Source organism: Mycobacterium sp. NGS61, assembly GCF_059812325.1.
Genome location: NZ_JCALCL010000008.1, coordinates 21,698 through 36,534 on the forward strand (window position 1 = coordinate 21,698; position 14,837 = coordinate 36,534).

The 14,837-nt window shown below is 64.7% G+C and carries 17 protein-coding genes and 1 pseudogene; 11 read left to right on the plus strand and 7 right to left on the minus strand.

Annotation, left to right across the window (positions count from 1 at the left end; all coding sequences use genetic code 11):
- Positions 1–215: 215 nt before the first annotated feature.
- The 6 genes from AC5Y3Z_RS17160 (at position 216) to AC5Y3Z_RS17185 (ending at position 6,171) form a co-directional block, all read left to right on the plus strand.
- On the plus strand, positions 216–836 hold the full coding sequence (locus AC5Y3Z_RS17160) for a helix-turn-helix domain-containing protein (RefSeq protein WP_463828128.1): 621 nt from the start codon (positions 216–218) through the stop codon (positions 834–836).
- Between the two features lie 107 nt (positions 837–943).
- Positions 944–1,588, plus strand: a complete 645-nt coding sequence (locus AC5Y3Z_RS17165; RefSeq protein ID WP_500001814.1) for a hypothetical protein — start codon at positions 944–946, stop codon at positions 1,586–1,588.
- Between the two features lie 20 nt (positions 1,589–1,608).
- Entirely contained in the window at positions 1,609–2,706 is a 1,098-nt protein-coding gene (locus AC5Y3Z_RS17170) for a hypothetical protein (RefSeq protein WP_463828130.1), read from the plus strand.
- Positions 2,707–2,904: 198 nt separating this feature from the next.
- Complete coding sequence (locus AC5Y3Z_RS17175) at positions 2,905–3,174, plus strand: hypothetical protein (protein ID WP_463828131.1); 270 nt, start codon at positions 2,905–2,907, stop codon at positions 3,172–3,174.
- Positions 3,175–3,356: 182 nt separating this feature from the next.
- Positions 3,357–3,824 carry a hypothetical protein gene (locus AC5Y3Z_RS17180; protein ID WP_463828132.1) on the plus strand — a complete coding sequence of 156 codons (468 nt, stop codon included), beginning with the start codon at positions 3,357–3,359 and terminating at the stop codon, positions 3,822–3,824.
- Between the two features lie 46 nt (positions 3,825–3,870).
- On the plus strand, positions 3,871–6,171 hold the full coding sequence (locus AC5Y3Z_RS17185; RefSeq protein ID WP_463828133.1) for an EspK C-terminal domain-containing protein: 2,301 nt from the start codon (positions 3,871–3,873) through the stop codon (positions 6,169–6,171).
- A gap of 68 nt (positions 6,172–6,239) precedes the next feature.
- Here AC5Y3Z_RS17185 and AC5Y3Z_RS17190 read toward each other — a convergent pair whose 3' ends face one another.
- From AC5Y3Z_RS17190 to AC5Y3Z_RS17200, 3 genes are all read right to left on the minus strand, one after another.
- The gene (locus AC5Y3Z_RS17190) at positions 6,240–6,464 is read right to left on the minus strand and encodes a hypothetical protein (RefSeq protein WP_499919643.1); all 225 of its coding nucleotides are present in this window, start codon (positions 6,462–6,464) and stop codon (positions 6,240–6,242) included.
- 151 nt (positions 6,465–6,615) lie between these two features.
- The gene (locus AC5Y3Z_RS17195; RefSeq protein ID WP_463828135.1) at positions 6,616–7,044 is read right to left on the minus strand and encodes a PIN domain-containing protein; all 429 of its coding nucleotides are present in this window, start codon (positions 7,042–7,044) and stop codon (positions 6,616–6,618) included.
- Positions 7,041–7,313 carry a hypothetical protein gene (locus AC5Y3Z_RS17200; protein WP_463828136.1) on the minus strand — a complete coding sequence of 91 codons (273 nt, stop codon included), beginning with the start codon at positions 7,311–7,313 and terminating at the stop codon, positions 7,041–7,043. Before AC5Y3Z_RS17200 ends, AC5Y3Z_RS17195 begins: the two co-directional genes overlap by 4 nt.
- Before the next feature lie 96 nt (positions 7,314–7,409).
- Between AC5Y3Z_RS17200 and AC5Y3Z_RS17205 the strand changes: the two genes are divergently transcribed.
- The gene (locus AC5Y3Z_RS17205; protein ID WP_463828137.1) at positions 7,410–8,558 is read left to right on the plus strand and encodes a transglycosylase SLT domain-containing protein; all 1,149 of its coding nucleotides are present in this window, start codon (positions 7,410–7,412) and stop codon (positions 8,556–8,558) included.
- A 174-nt stretch (positions 8,559–8,732) separates the two neighbouring features.
- Here AC5Y3Z_RS17205 and AC5Y3Z_RS17210 read toward each other — a convergent pair.
- A pseudogene (locus tag AC5Y3Z_RS17210) lies at positions 8,733–8,924 on the minus strand (hypothetical protein); the annotation flags it as partial.
- A gap of 137 nt (positions 8,925–9,061) precedes the next feature.
- Complete coding sequence (locus AC5Y3Z_RS17215; RefSeq protein ID WP_463828138.1) at positions 9,062–9,229, minus strand: hypothetical protein; 168 nt, start codon at positions 9,227–9,229, stop codon at positions 9,062–9,064.
- 616 nt (positions 9,230–9,845) lie between these two features.
- Here AC5Y3Z_RS17215 and lpqS point away from each other — a divergent pair.
- The 4 genes from lpqS to AC5Y3Z_RS17235 all read left to right on the plus strand — a co-directional run bounded on the left by lpqS (position 9,846) and on the right by AC5Y3Z_RS17235 (position 12,834).
- Positions 9,846–10,211, plus strand: a complete 366-nt coding sequence (lpqS, locus tag AC5Y3Z_RS17220; protein ID WP_463828139.1) for a putative copper homeostasis (lipo)protein LpqS — start codon at positions 9,846–9,848, stop codon at positions 10,209–10,211.
- Between the two features lie 214 nt (positions 10,212–10,425).
- Positions 10,426–11,859, plus strand: a complete 1,434-nt coding sequence (locus AC5Y3Z_RS17225; RefSeq protein ID WP_463828140.1) for a P-type ATPase actuator domain-containing protein — start codon at positions 10,426–10,428, stop codon at positions 11,857–11,859.
- Between the two features lie 406 nt (positions 11,860–12,265).
- Positions 12,266–12,475: a CbtB domain-containing protein gene (locus tag AC5Y3Z_RS17230; RefSeq protein ID WP_463828141.1), complete on the plus strand. Its 210-nt coding sequence runs from the start codon at positions 12,266–12,268 to the stop codon at positions 12,473–12,475.
- Positions 12,476–12,585: 110 nt separating this feature from the next.
- The gene (locus tag AC5Y3Z_RS17235) at positions 12,586–12,834 is read left to right on the plus strand and encodes a CbtA family protein (RefSeq protein WP_499919637.1); all 249 of its coding nucleotides are present in this window, start codon (positions 12,586–12,588) and stop codon (positions 12,832–12,834) included.
- A 364-nt stretch (positions 12,835–13,198) separates the two neighbouring features.
- Here AC5Y3Z_RS17235 and AC5Y3Z_RS17240 read toward each other — a convergent pair whose 3' ends face one another.
- A complete protein-coding gene (locus AC5Y3Z_RS17240; protein ID WP_463828143.1) occupies positions 13,199–13,825 on the minus strand; it encodes a cation efflux transmembrane domain-containing protein in 627 nt (208 codons plus the stop codon).
- A gap of 98 nt (positions 13,826–13,923) precedes the next feature.
- Positions 13,924–14,298: an ArsR/SmtB family transcription factor gene (locus tag AC5Y3Z_RS17245; RefSeq protein ID WP_463828144.1), complete on the minus strand. Its 375-nt coding sequence runs from the start codon at positions 14,296–14,298 to the stop codon at positions 13,924–13,926.
- Positions 14,299–14,837 lie beyond the last annotated feature (539 nt).

Here is a 14,837-nt window from a genome sequence, read left to right on the forward strand (position 1 = left end):
GTGCGTTCGGTGCGGAAGCCCTCCGGGCTCCAGCCGCGGGTTCTTCACCTGACCGTCCTACCGGTGAATTACCGGTAATTTAGCATATAATTACCGGTTGTCACCGCGAAATGCGATAACGTACCGATAGGATCGATCACGACAAAGGACCAGACGCCCGTGGCAACTGCGCGCACACCGACGCCATCGGCGCACGTCAGAAACAAGCTCGGCAGATGAACGCCCACGCGGACACCCGCCAACACCAGGCCCACCTCCTCGACCGACCAGCGGTGAGGATGCAGTTATTTACCGGGAAATCGGGCAAAATATCGCACATGTCTTGGGCCACGCTCGGTATCGCGGTGCGCGATCGCCGTAACGAGCTGGGACTCAGCCAAGCCGACGTCACGACCCAAGGTGGCCCGTCGGTAGAAACGTTGCGGGCCATTGAGAACAACCGAGCTGGCCGTCTGAGCCACAAATTGCGCCGAGCCCTCGAACGCGCCATCGAGTGGGAACCCGGCAGCGTTGAAGCCATTCTCGACGGCAACCCCCCGCGCCCACGGCCAACGGTCGCCGCGGCCGGAGTGGCCACGACATCACCGGCCAACGGACCAACGTCAGCAACCAACGCCGCCGAGCGTTTCACTATGGCCGAACACCTAATCAAAATGCGCCGCACGTTCGCCGCTCACCGCGACAACATGGGAAACACCGCGCGCGCAGCGATCGAGGAAGACTTCGCCAATGCGGCGCGCGAGATGGAAGACGCGTTGGTGTGGATGCTGCCGTGGCTAGGCGATGAGGAGCGGGCCGCGGCGATCCGCATCCTCGGCGAACTGCGCGGCGACTAAAGCGTGTCGGTACATCGAGATACCGTGCGGCCATGAACAACATCCCTGGTATGCCTCCTCCCGGAGGCACACCCAATCTGCCGGCCGCTCGACGCGCTTACGCACTCGTGCACGCTGAGGCCCGCCGTACACCTGGGTGCGCCGACGCGCGGCCACCGCAGGCGTGGCCGCAGTCCCTGTCAGAGCAGTGGTGGCACTACAGTCGCGGTTGCGCGACCGCGCTACGCGCGGGGCGCCCCCCAAGACCGATCGAGGTCTACGGCCCGGTCCTGGGACCGGCCGAGCACGCGCTACTGAGCACCGAGATCGGCTACAGCCGCTACTGCGACACCGACACACGCTATTCGCCGTTTTCGCTGATCGTCGCCGGCCGCCCCGCGCTCATGTTCGGAGCCCTTGCAGTGCAGGGCGCGATCAACCACCGCCGAAAAGCAAACGCGGAGCGAAAAGCCGCGCACCAGTGGCGCTTTCACCAAACCAGCTCCGTCATCGTCACCACCGACCGGCTGATCTGCACTACGGTCCCCCACGGGCAGATGAGTTTCTGGTTCGACTCGTGCACCGAATTCCACCCCGACCTACACCAGTGGACACTCACTCTCGGCTTCGATGAAGCAGCTCCGGTACGGCTGCATGGTCCCGCCGCACCAGCTCTGAGCCTGTGGAGCGCGCACGGCATCTTGGGAGACAGCGGGCTGTCCGACCCGCGTTTGGCGGCGCTGCTCAGCCGAAGCTGGCCCAATCCCGGTTAACTTCCGGGCAAAATGCGCGTATGTTGGTGGTTGTGGAGCTCTGGACGGCGGACCAAGCTGCCCGTCATTGGCATGTAACACCGTCGCGGGCCCGCAGCATCCTGTCCGACCGGGGAATCCGCCGAGTATCGGGCTATCCCGTCGACGAGGTACGTGGCGTGTCCCGCCGCCAGGGCGCCCGCACCGACCTAACACCTTCCGTCCAGGCCCACACCCTTTCCGAAACGGCCGAGGCGATCATTCGCGCCAGCGATGAACGGACAAGGCTTCGGATTTTTTTCGAATTCAGTCGCGGCGCAGACGAATCCGGACCCGCCGCCCTCTCACTGACCAGCAGCGAGCCGCCCCCAACCGGTGACTCCCGCTATGACGCACTGCTGGCTGCGATTGCCGAACACCTCGCCAGCCGCTACGGGTCGCCAGGCCCGCTGTGGAGCTGCACGCTCGAACGCTTCCTCGTCGAGGCGCCCTGGTGGATTTCACCCCTGCCCTCCGGCCGGCTCCACGCCATGTTGTGGACGCCGGCCTCGTTTCGTCGGCGCGGAATATACCTAGACCGCCACGACCTCACCCACGACGGAGTTAGTCCGATGCCTGAGCCGTTGTTTGACCTCAGCGAGCTGCGTCGCGCGTTTAGCGCTTTGGCGGAAAAGCTCGAGCGCCGCCGGATCGTTGGCCATGTCCATGTCCTGGGTGGCGCCGCGATGATCCTGGCTTACGACCAAACCCGCACCGCCACGCGCGATATCGACGGATTGTTTTCTCCCGACGGTCCGATGATCGCCGCGATCCGTGAAGTAGCGATTGAGCAGGGTTGGCCATCGACGTGGCTCAACAATCAGGCTGCGGTTTATGTCTCACGCAGTGCGGGTCAGGGCAGTTTGGTGTTCGACCACCCGCACCTGCAAGTCGCAGCGACCCCGCCCCGCCACCTGCTAGCGATGAAGGTCCTGGCTGCCCGGGCGGTCCGGGACACCGACGACATCCGCTTCCTGCTCGATCACCTGCGGATTACAGGGCGCGCGGAAGTGTGGGCCATTGTTAAACGCTATTTCCCAGACACAGCTATCCCGGAGCGCTCCAAGCAGCTCATTGAAGACCTACTGGACGACGTCTAGGCGGCAGCAGTGCGCTGAAGGGCAACGGGTCAATGGGAGCTACGGCTGGACAACACTAGTTCTGACTGACCGGCGGCACGGCGATCCTCGGTAGTTACCGCAGGAACTGCACAAAGCGTGAATCAAAGGCACGCGGAGCGGCCGAATTAATGCTGGTTGACCCATGTCTTGGGCTCTCATGCTCGGTAGGATCACCGCATGGCGCGAAATTTCGAGATGGATCCGCAGACGACGCAAGTGGGTTTGTCGAGCGCGGATGTCGTGTCCGCGTCACAGCCAAGCGCAACTGCCGGGGTTGTGCGAGTCGGCGGGTACACGACCGCGCTGATGAGCGCAATTAATGGCACGCGAACTGTGCACCGGGTCGAAACTGCAATCCGGGTGGCCGCCAACACGACGAGCCGTGAGACCAGTGTCGCTGCGGTCGAGACCGCGGAGGCAGCCAACCAAGGCGCGCTTAGCACGTAGGAGAGGATTTTGAGATGACGGCTACGACATCGTCGTCACCGTGGTCGCGGGAGGCTTCGCCGTCGGTGACGCTGCCTCCGCCTGCGACGCCGCCTCAGCCTCCGGAGGGATCACCTCAGCATCCACAGCCACAATCGGCGCAAGCGCGAGGCCGGAACTGGGCGTGGGCAATCCTGGCGCTGGTGGTGGTGGCAGTGTCCGGCGGCGTGAGCGCGGCAGTCACCTACTTCGCTCTAAACGGAGCACGGTTGTCATCGACTTCAACGCCACCGTCAGCTGTCGCGCCAGCTTCGCCGACGACACCGCCGCGATTCAGCGTGGCCGAAACATCTGCCGCAAAAGAACGTTTGTGTCAGGTGTTTGATGTGTCGGTGCGCGGCCAACAGGGAACGGGTGGTTTCCGGGTTGAAGGAAATCCCAACGTGCCATTACTCCTACGAGCATTGAACAGCGCGTCGGCCGTCCAGAATGCTCTCGTACCCGCGGTCCCAATCAAGGTCGCGGAGGCGGCACAGAATTACATCCGCAGCACGCTTGACGTGACTACCGCTGCGATGGGAAACACGCCGATCTCTGAGGTTAATCGGCTTACGGACGTGGACTCCGAAGCCATCAACTCGCTGGTGGACGCATGCGGGCTTCCGAGGTGATTAAGCGATGGGAGCAGTAGCCGGGTCCAGCGAAGTTCCGGAGTGGGTGTCTGAGCGCAATAACAAGCAGGCGGCGAAGCTGCTGACGCTGTTCGATCAGTCGGCGGCAAAGCCCTTGGAGCACATGAGCGTGCCGTCGCTTCCTCATGTGGGGGGCGATCATCCGATCCCGCAGGGCATGTTCGTCGGTTTGTTGTTCTCGCCGTTTGTGTGGCCGGTTGACTCGGAGACGGAGCTGGCGATAGAGGCCGAAGCTCTGTGCCGGGAAGAGCAATTCCATGAGCAGCAGGGGAATGAGGTGCACCGGCTTACCCAGCAAGTGTTCAATGATTCTTGGACCGCCGGCGAGGGGGCGGCGGCCGCGGAAGCGGCGTATCGGGCTGCGGCTGCGGCCAAGTTCAAACAAGCTGACGTGGCGGGCTTTGCCAAGAAACTGGTGGCCCGTGTGTCCAGCGATGTCGAGCGCACCAAGCGATGGATGCTTCGAGAAAGCAACGCCGCCCACCAGGAAGTGCAAGCGTTCTTGCGCAGCGGGACTGGTCAGTCAATTGCACAGATAGCGGTAATCCTTAGCAAGCACCGGGCGATGATTCACACGTACTCCGCCGACCTGCACACCGATGTGGCCAATGACACCCTGCTGTTCACGAACAAATTTCCGCCCAGCCACGATGAGGGGAAACGACCGAAGATCAGACAAGCGGGCAATGGGAATGGCTTGACTCCGGACGAGTCAACAGGTCCTCCCGAGAGGCCGGTTCCGGGTAAGCCAGGTGACCCGAGTGCTCGGCCAGGGTTGAACGGGACGAAACCGGACGCATCGTCGCCTAGTCCCGGGCCGAGTCCGCAAGCTCCGAGCGGTCGCCTACCTGAACACTCCACTGACGGTGTTTCTCCTGCACCGCCGAGACCGACTCCGAGTCCATTGTCGTCGCTTGGCGGCGGCGGTTTGCCGGGGTTGCCGAGTATGCCGGGTGGCGGCGGGGGTGTTCCTGGGTTTCCGATGTCGATGGTGCAGGGTTTGGGCAAGTTTCCTGGGGCTGCGGGTTTGCCGTCGACGGGTGGTTTGTCGTCGTCGGTGAGTCCTCCGCCTGCATTGTCGTCTCTTGGTGCCGATTTCGGGCGTGGTTTGGCGGCTGGGACGACAGCTGCGGGGGCGATGCCGGCTGCGTCGCCTCCTTCGGCTCCGCTAGCGCCGTTGATGGCGTCGCCGGTGGAAAGTACTGTTGCCGCGGCCGCGCCGGCGGCGGCTCCTGTTGCCGCGCCGGTATCTTCGGCGCCGGCGGCGGGTGTGCCTGGGATGGCGGCGGGTGGTTTGGCGCCGTACGGGTCGGTGTTGCCGCCGACGATGTCGACTGCGGCACCGGCCGGGGTGGGGGCACCGGCCGGGTTACCGGCGGAGGGTGTGGTTTCTCCGGCAGGGAGCGGGAGTACTGCTGGTTTGGTGCCGGTGAGTAGACGCAGTGTCGCCCGGGTGAGCCGGGATTCCGCGGAGACCGATTTGGCGTTGGCGCGCCTCGCGGTGGCGGATTTGGCCGGGGCGGCGTGTGTGACGGATCCGGGCTTGGATTGGGCGGTTGCTGTTGGCCACAATCGGTCGACGGGAGCGACGTCGCTGTGGGTGGCGAGCAACGATGGGGCTACCTATATTCCACCGGGTGTGTTTGTCCGTAAGACGATGCCGATAGCGGCCGCGTTCAACGATGAGTTTGATACGCGCTGGTTTGGCTGGGTCAATCCCGCCGACAAGGCGGTGCGGGCGGCGCGCGCGCTGGGCGATGAGGTGTCGGCGGTTGCCACGACGTGGGCGTGGCCATCGGAGTATCTGACGGATCATCCTGCGGTGCGTGAGATCGCGACCGGCGTGCCGCCGTCGGGTCTGGATAGCCCCGCTTCGAAGCTTTTGGCATCGCGCTCACACCGTTTGCAGACGGTGGATGCGGCACTGTATGCCAGTGTCAAGACAGCGGATGAGTCGGTGCTGCGCGATTATTGCCGAGAGTTAGTGCGGCGGCTGGTTTTTGGCGGCATCGACGATGAGCTGTCGCCGGTCGCCCAGTCGGTGGCGCGCGCGTTGGTCGGGCGGCAGTGGCCTCGCGTTGACGAGTGGGCGGCGTTGGGTGCGGAATATGACACCGCGGTGGTATTGGCCGGCGCGCAACGTCCAGGTCTCGACGGGCTGGAGAATCCTGACCAGATGACCAGCTATGCAAAGCTTTTCATCAATTGCCGTCGTCTGGAGGTGTTGCTGTGCTGGGAACGCTACGGCGGGGATCTGGCGAATGTGGTGTACGCGGCGTGGGTGTGCGGTGTGCGACTGGCATTGAGTGAGTTTGTCGCGGCCTAGGCCCTACGGGGGAGGGCCGCGAAAGGTGTTTCGGCGGTTAGGGAATCGCGAATCGAGAATACGTGCGTTCATGGTTTCTGTATTTGGTGCCTTCTGCGGCGGGCCGCGGTTAACGATAGGACGCCGTCGTGAGTTTTGGCCTGGTCGATCCCGAGTAGGTGATCGGCAATCTTGACAATGAAATTGTCGGTGACATAGGTTTTGGCGGCCTCTCGGCCGATACGCATCAATTCCGCTGTTGTGTCGAGGTGGTCGGAAATGAGCTGTCGCGCTACGTCTTCGGGCAGCGTCATCTCGTACTCGCCTAGCCGCGCTAGCAGGAGCGTCGTGCGCTCGTTCACCCAGGGGATCGCCGCGCCTTGGCCATCTAAAAAGGTTAACCGCTCGTTTACAGCCTGTTCGGTTCGATGCGGCGAGTGTGAATATGTTCGCATACACCTGGGGTCAGAGGGTGCCGCGTGTAGCTAGCCACTCGCTGGTGAATCGCAGGTCGGTCTTTTCCGCGAGGATGTCGTAGTCGTGGTCATAGTGCAGCACTCCTACGTTGTGCCGATCCGCTAGGGCGGCGATGAGGAGATCGACGGGCGGGAGGCGATGGTGTCCGGCGTGGGCGAGTTGACGCTGCGCGTCGAGGGCGCGTCGCTCAACTTCGGTGTCGATGTGCAGCATCGGCAGCGCCGCGAGCTCACGGAGGAGTTCGGCATGATCGGTGGCATTTCGCGCGGAATACCCAGCCTCGAGAAGGAACGGCAGGCAGGTACCGACGCGGCGCTGCTCGATTGCTTCAGCGATGTTCAGCACCCGGTGCTCGTCCAGCAGGGGGGCTGCGAGGCGCACGAACGCCGAATTGTCGAGCAGCAGTTGGATACTCACGCGCGCGACCATCCGGATCGGCGTACGCGTTCTGCCGCGTCTACCTCGACCGGAAGGCTGCGCGACCGTACCCGGTCGGCCAGTCGTCGTCTCAGGTCTGAGTCGCTATCGCGCTCAGCATGGATCAAGGCGAGCTTCGCAGCGGCGCCGAGGACGACAAGCTCGCCAAGCTCGACGTGATCGGTGCCTAGCTCGCGGCGTAGTTGTTCCAACGCCGCTTCGACGGGCGGTGTTTCGGTGATGGCATGACGACGGCGTTTGGTGGGCACAGACCAAGTGTAACACTGGTGTTGCACCGCTGGTTTCTGCTCAATAGCTCGCGGCGCGTTGTGGTCGGGGGGTTTTTCGGCGGTTAGTTTTGGTGGGTGAGTATTGGGGAGTTTGTGGCCGGGGTGGACCGGTTGCTGACTCGTGGGTATGGGTTGTTTCCTGCTGGCGGTCCGGAGGGTGGCGGGGTGTTCGCCGCGGGCGGCGGGGGTGCTTCGGTGCCTGAGGTCCCTTCTGGCGGTGGCGGTTTGGGCGGCGGGGCGGTCGCCGCTGACGGGCAGTATTCGCGGGCCCGGGCCGCGGTGGTGGGCCTGGATGTGGAGTCGGGGCAGGCCGCCGGTGAGGGCGGGGCGGTGGGTGCTTCCGGCCGCGCTGGTGCGGGGGTGATCCGCGATCAGGCGCGGGTGGCGGGGGCGGCGGCCAGGCCGCTGGCGTCGTCGCCGGCGGGGGTGCGGATGGTCGTGGCGACGATGGATGAGCATTTGGCGGCGATGCAGCGCCAGTTGCAGGTCACGACCGAGCAGAACCGGGTGTTGGCGACGCGGTTGCGGCAGTTGGCGATGGCGTATCGGGGGATGGGCGGCAGCGGGATGGGCGGGGTGTCGTCGATGCTGTCGGGGATGGGTTCGCTGCCCTCCCTTGGCCGCGGGGGTGGTTTGAGCGGTGCGAGTGGCCTGGTCGGGATGCCGACCTCACTGCTGGGCCGCGGGTTCGCCGGCGGTATGGCGGGGACAGGCCGGGGTGGTGTCGGGGCGTCGGGTCGGTTGGCGGCCGGTGCGGCGGGGGTCGCCCAGGCGGCGATCCCGGTGTCTGAGGTGTCGTTTGCGGGCAAGGGTGTGTGGGCCGGCGGTCGGGAGGCGGTCGGCCGCTATTTGGAGGAGGCGTTGGATCGGATGGGGATTTCTGATCCGCGGGCCCGGGCGCATTGGATGGCGGGGATGACGACGATCGCCGAGCACGAATCAGGGTTTCGTACCGATGCCATCAATTTGATCGACGGCAACGCCCATGGTGCGCGCCAAACCGACGGGGGCCCAGAGAATTCCAGCCGCGGGGTGTGGCAGCTGGTGCCGGGGACGTTCGCGCGCTATCACCAGCCGGGGACGTCGAATCATATTTGGGATCCGGTAGCCAATGCGTGCGCATCGATGAATTATCAGATGGCCCGCTACGGGGTAGCTGCGGACGGGCACAATCAGCGGGCGTTGGTGGGCCAGGCCAATCCGGGCATCCACCGGGGCTATTGAAAGCCCGCCCGGCGTTAATGTAGTTGTTGAACTACCCCAGGTTTTGTTCCTAGTCGGTTGCGAGGGCCGGGGTTGGCTGCTCGGCAGGATGTGAGGCGCCGGTCAGGGCGGCCTCGTACTCGGCGGGTGGAATGTAGCCGAGGGCTTCGTGCCGGCGTTCCTGGCTGTACCAGGCCACTCATTGGCGGTGGCGAGTTCGACGTCGTCGATGCATCGCCTCGGTTTGCCGCGGTTTATCAGCTCGGTCTTGTAGGCGGCATTGACCGCCTCGCCGGGGGCGTTGTCATAGCTATCGCCGCGCGAGCCCACCGAGGGTGCAATCCCGAGTTCGGCCAGCCGGTCGGTATAGGCCAGCGATAGGTACTGGACGGATTCAACTGGTTGACGCAACACCTCAACTTTTCGGAGGTGTGTGATGGCGTATGGAAGGCGCCAGTTCCACCGTGAAAACGTCTCGAGTTCGGCCACGAGGCGTTCGGCGGTGATCGAACGCTCCACGATAATCAGCCCTCCCGGGTGTGCTCGTCGATCATCGAGGCGATCTTGATGGCCTTGCCATCGATGGTCGAGTCGAACTGGAAATGGATCGCCCACAACACGTTCGGCGCATCCGCCACCACCGGCGGGACCGAGGACACCGCCATGACCGGCGTCGCCGCGATCCGCGACATCGCCCGACAACGTGCCTAAAGACTGGAGACCGAACAGGAATACCAGGAGCACAGAAAACCCTGCTCTACATCTCTTAAGGGCATCCCTCGCCGGCATAGCGGCACACAGCGGGCCGCTCGGGACAGCACCGGGTGCGCTGTCAGCGGCTGCCGGTCGACGCCCAGCGCCCCGGTCACGGTAGTGCTGCCCTCGGACTGCACGGCCGGATCCACGTACTCGACGAGCCACATTGCAGTGAATTCCATTGTCGTTTGCAGGCATTCGCCGTATGCCGCCGCCGCACTATTCCCGGGAAACCCCCAACCTGCGACTGCACTGCCAGGTGGGCGGCCCACGCATGTTTCGTCAGGATGGTTGCGCGCAACAACATTCCCTCCGCGGCAACCGCATGTTGACAGCGAGCGGTCACCCACAGTCCAGCGCACGGCGATGATGGCTCTGCGCCAGTGAGGTTTGGTGAGCGTGCGCTAAATAGCGGATGAAAAGAGCGAAGCCGCGACGTCAGGACCTGACCAATCTGTCCTGGAGTGCTAGCGTCGAAGAGTCATGAAATGTGAGGCCGTTAATCGAAACTCACGAATGCGCTACCTCGTCGCTGCAATGACAGCAGCATGGATGGCGTTGGCAGTCGTTGTCCTCGGCGCCCATGACGGCACCCACAGCAGCGTGCTTTGTTTGCAGCTCAGCGCCCGCCACGCACCGCAGGCGCCAGCGAGATCCCCGAGTGCTCACTCCGCCTACGGCACCGATAACCAGCATGTGCACAAGAGGTCGCCCACCGACCATCACGAGCCGCTGTCGGTGACGGCGATGCCACGATCGGCTGCGGCGTGGGTGATCGGCGGCGCAGCCGCAGCGCTGGGTGCGGTCGCGGCTGGATGGGCCCGGGCCGGCGCGTTGAGAGGGCGCGGTCCTCATGGCTCGGCGCTCGTGGACGCCGGGCAAGACATCTTGGCGCGGTTCTGCTTGTCGCGTCGCTGACCGGTCAGCGGCAGGTCGTCGTGCCTTGCGCCGACGGTCGGTGATCATTCACTTCTTTACGGACCCCCATTGCGGCGCTGGTGCTTACCGCTGATCCCACGATCGGCCGTTGACCTGGCAGGTCGCTAATGAGGCATCCGGTCAGACAACAAACCGCCTGGGTGAGCTGAATCCCCATCGATGGCGGTCCTATCACCACTCGAAAGGCCTCATGATGTTAACCACCCCAGTTAGTCACCCCGACACCACCAGCACGCACCCCGACCACGCGGTGTCCCTCACCGTGGTAGCGGCTGCCGCCGGCCGAATCCGCCTGCGCTTTAGCGGGTCGCGACTCGACCAGGCCTGCCCACGCAGGATCCAGGACACCGTCGGCAACCTCACCGGAGTACGGGACGTGCAGATTTACACCAAAACCGCATCAATCGTGATCTGGTATTCCTCGGCGCGGTGCACCAGCGCGGCCATCCTGTCCGCCATCGAAGACCAGGAACACATCTCAATCACGTCGGCGCCCCCCCGTGTCCCGCGGTCCGCGGACGACAGTGAGCCGGGGGCCTTAAAGCACCTCATCAACTGGACAGCGCAAGCGCTCGCCGGTCACCGCGATGACCCGACACCGGCCGCTCCTACGGTGCTGAGCAGCACAGCAGCTCAGCGTGACGCCGAGGACAGCACCGACGAGCCGCAATCGCTGTGGAAGAACGTCAAACTGCAGCGAGCCGCGTGCTCTGCGACGCTGTTGACCGCCTCCGCCCTGTCTACGTGGATCATTCCGCTCAAGCCCGTGACGCTGGGATTGAAAGTCCTCGCGCTGGCGCTAGGGGCATCGACGTTCGTGCCTCCTACCCTCAAAGGATTGAGCCAAGGCCGCGTCGGCGTGGACACCCTGACCGTTACCGCTGCGCTCGGTGCCGTCGGACTCGGCGACATCGGCGGCGTCGCCACGTTGGCATGTCTGCTGTCGATGAACGAGGGCTTGGATGAGTACTCCGCCGCACGCGAGCGCCGCAGCCTGCATGCACTGCTCTCGCTGGCCCCCGATCACGCCACGGTCGAGCGGGACGGCATGCAGACGGTGGTGGCTGCCGCGGATTTGCGCCTCGGTGATCAGATGATCGTCCAACCCGGGCAGCGCCTGGCCACCGATGGCATCATTCGCGCCGGGCGCAGCGCCCTCGATCTCTGTGCGGTCACCGGCGAATCGGTGCCCGTCGTCGCCGTCCCCGGGGACCTCGTACGCGCGGGATCGACCAATAGCCACGCAGCGCTGCGGGTCGAGGTCACCGCGACGGCCTCGACCAACTCCCTGGCACGCATCGTGCACGTTCTGGAAGCCGAACAGACCCTGGAAGCTGCAGGCAAGCAGCACGCCGACCGCGCCGCGCGACCGCTGATAGCCGGCCTCGTCGTCGCTGCGGCACTGGTCGCCGTCAGCGGAAGCCTCTACGGCTCCCCGACCGTGTGGATCCGACGTGCACTCATGCTGCTGGCCACTGGGGCGCCCTACGCGCAGGACGCCGCCGGCCTGCTCAGCCGGCTCACCGTGGACAAGATCCACACGCTAGCCGCTTCGCGGCCCATGATCATCGACGCCACCGAGCAGGAACGCCACATTGAGCAGCCCCCAACCGCCGTCGTCGCCTAACCCCCCAACCGAACCTCTGGCGCCCGGCCGCACGACCTCCCAGACGCCGACCTGACCGGCCGCCCCAGGTGCGACAACCAGCTGCGCCGGGGCGGCATGGGTAGGCCCACGCCGAGCCACGCCATGATTGCCAGGGATCACACCCGTGGCTGTAGGGCCACGGGTGCTCCCGCACAGAGCAGTGTGCTCGACGTCGGTGGCGCTGGCGATGGTCGGCAGCAGTGCGATGAAACAGACCTTTGCTCCCCGGCTGGCTCTCGGCGATACATCCAGGCGGACCAGGTCTATGCTCGAACTGTCAAGCGAGGCCGAAAGATTGCGTGCACGGCGCCCGTGTCTGGTTGCGAGGCACCACCTTTGACCCGACCACCATTTGCACGCGAAAGCGATGTAGGGGAACACTGCGGTGACCACATCACATCCGGCCCAGGCCCGTTCGGTCGAGCTGTCCGGCACACGGGCGGCGGTGTGGCTGGCGCTGACCGCTTTTCTGGCGCTGCTGATGCTGTATTTCGTCGATATCGATCAAGGCGTCACGCCGGAGTTCGGCGCCAACACCTACGTCCATGAGTACGTCCACGGCGCCCGACACCTGCTCGGATTTCCCTGCCACTAGTGCCCTCGAAGCAGGATCATCGGGCGTGGACTGGTGGCCGGAGCGCTGGCGGGAACGCTTGACTGTTCCTGAGCCAGTCATGGGGCATGCCATCGAATATGAGGCCGGCCGTGCAGCCGGCGGAGGCCGCACTCCGTGGTACCCACCCCCACGACAGCGAGCTGCTCAGCCGCGACGTGCAGTCCTGGGCCGGCATGGGTTTCGGGGTGCTGGCCTTCAGTGTCGCCATGGGCGGATTGTTCGGGCGTGGCGTTCGTCATCGCCCACTGCCGGTTTCCCGGTCTCTCGGCACGAATCAAGTCAGCTCTGCTGCTGCAGGTGCGTTCGCAACCGTGTATCTGGTGCCTTACCCCAAATAGCCGGGTATCTGGTGCCTCACCTCAAATACCCGGCGGCGTTCGGCGAGGCCGACACCATCGGCGAACGCGCCGAGCTCTAACTGCGACGAACAGCGGCATTCCTGCCACATCGACGGCGAAAGGTGGGGCAGCGGGCAACACGAGGGCGTCCGTCCTGGCATTCGTTCCGGACATGACCCGGATGCCGGCGCGTCAGTGCCCCGGCAGAGGCCACTCATGCCATCGATACCAGCATTGGGCGGAGCATGGCAGCCCATGCTTGCCTCGCCGTCAGCTCCGTAGCCGCGTAAAGGCGTTGCAGCGAGAATGATTCGGAATCAACCGCTCTTGCCCGATGGCCCTGGCCAGAAGTGTGGCGACGGGTTCAGCAGCAGTCGTCGCCCTGCCAGGATCGCCAGCCCTGCCGCACCGCCACCACGGCGATACTGAGGCCAATCACCGGGTCTACCCACCAGCCACCGGGCCAGATCCCGGTGATGGCCAGTCCAGCCAGGACTGCCGCAGCCTGGACAGCGCATAGGTAGTTCTGGGTTCCCTCACCGGAAGTGGCCGCAGATCCGAGTCGGGCGCCGAGTTTGTGTTTGGCCCGCCCCAACAGCGGCATCAGGAGTAGTGACGCGGCGGTCAACACCATCCCGATTACCGTCGTCTCCGATCGGTGATCGCCGAGCAGATCCCGGATCGACTCTGCGGCCACATACGGCGCCAGTAGCCAGAATGAGACCGCCACGGCGCGCCGGGCGGCGCGCTCGGAGGTCTCAGAGAGGGTTCGTGCACCCGTGAACCGCCAGACCACGATCAGGCTGGCCAGACCTTCCACCGCGCTGCCGAGCGCCCACCCGATCAGCGCGATGGAGCCGCTGGCATAGCCTTGCCACAGTCCGACCACACCTTCTGTGACCATCCAGGCCAGGCTGATCCATGCCAGCCACCGCGCCCAACGCGCCGCGCGATGCCACGCGTCGTCGCGCACTGGCGGTGCAGATTCCATGGTGCTGCAACACGAATCCGCCGCGCAGCAGTCATCGCTGGTGGCTGTGTCCGCCGCCGGAGCAAAGAGATTCTGGCGGCCAGCGTGATCAAAATCGCTCACGACGCGGCCTCCGCTGTGCAGGCGTCTGTCCCGCAGCACGGACACAGCACAATGGCGTTGCCCGTCACCCGCAGCACTGTCTCTGCCGCGGCCAGTACGTCCACCAGTTCGGGGTGCGTAAGGCGAAACAGCGAGGCTCGGCCCACTGGATCGGATTCCACCAGGCCGCAATCACGCAGACAGGCAAGATGTTTGGAGACTGTGGACTGGGCCAGTCCCACCGCGTCGACGAGATCCACCACCCTGGCCGGCCCTGAGGCCAACCGGCGCACGATCGCCAACCGCGCGGGATCACCTAACGACCGAAACAACTTCGCCGCCGGAGCCAGCTCGGACCGCGTCACTTCGACGTCCGGCACTATCATCGCCATACAGCGATGATAGTGGTGCCACCCGTCGATGCCAAGTGCGCTGGCGATGCGCCGCCAATTCAAGACGAGTTAATCGGGCGCTGTCGGCACACGGCAGCCTGGGCTTTGCTGCCGACCGAAATACGGTGCAACGGCTGATGGCCCGTTTGAGACAACGCCGGATTGGGCGGTCCGCGGCGGTATCGCCCCGGATGTGTACTGACCGTCGGACGCATGCATACGAGATCACGCAGACCTCGAGCCCGGTGACTGGCGCCCCAGCGCCGACCCCGCGACGGGGTAGCCGGCGCCCTTGACCGGTTCCGAAGAAACGAGCTGACTTGATGAACACATTGAAGTTCACTTAAGGCCCGCTGCCTTGGCCGCTGTGAGCGAGCCTCGCCACGACCCGCAGCAAACTTGGCAACTACCTGCCTAACATCGAGGACCAGCTAACTGCCCATTGCTGCAGAACCGTACAGTTATAGGATCCGCCACTAAGATGAGGAAGTCGCTTCCGCTATTGCGGTGAGAATTTTGCAAGCCTGCAGGTAGAGAGA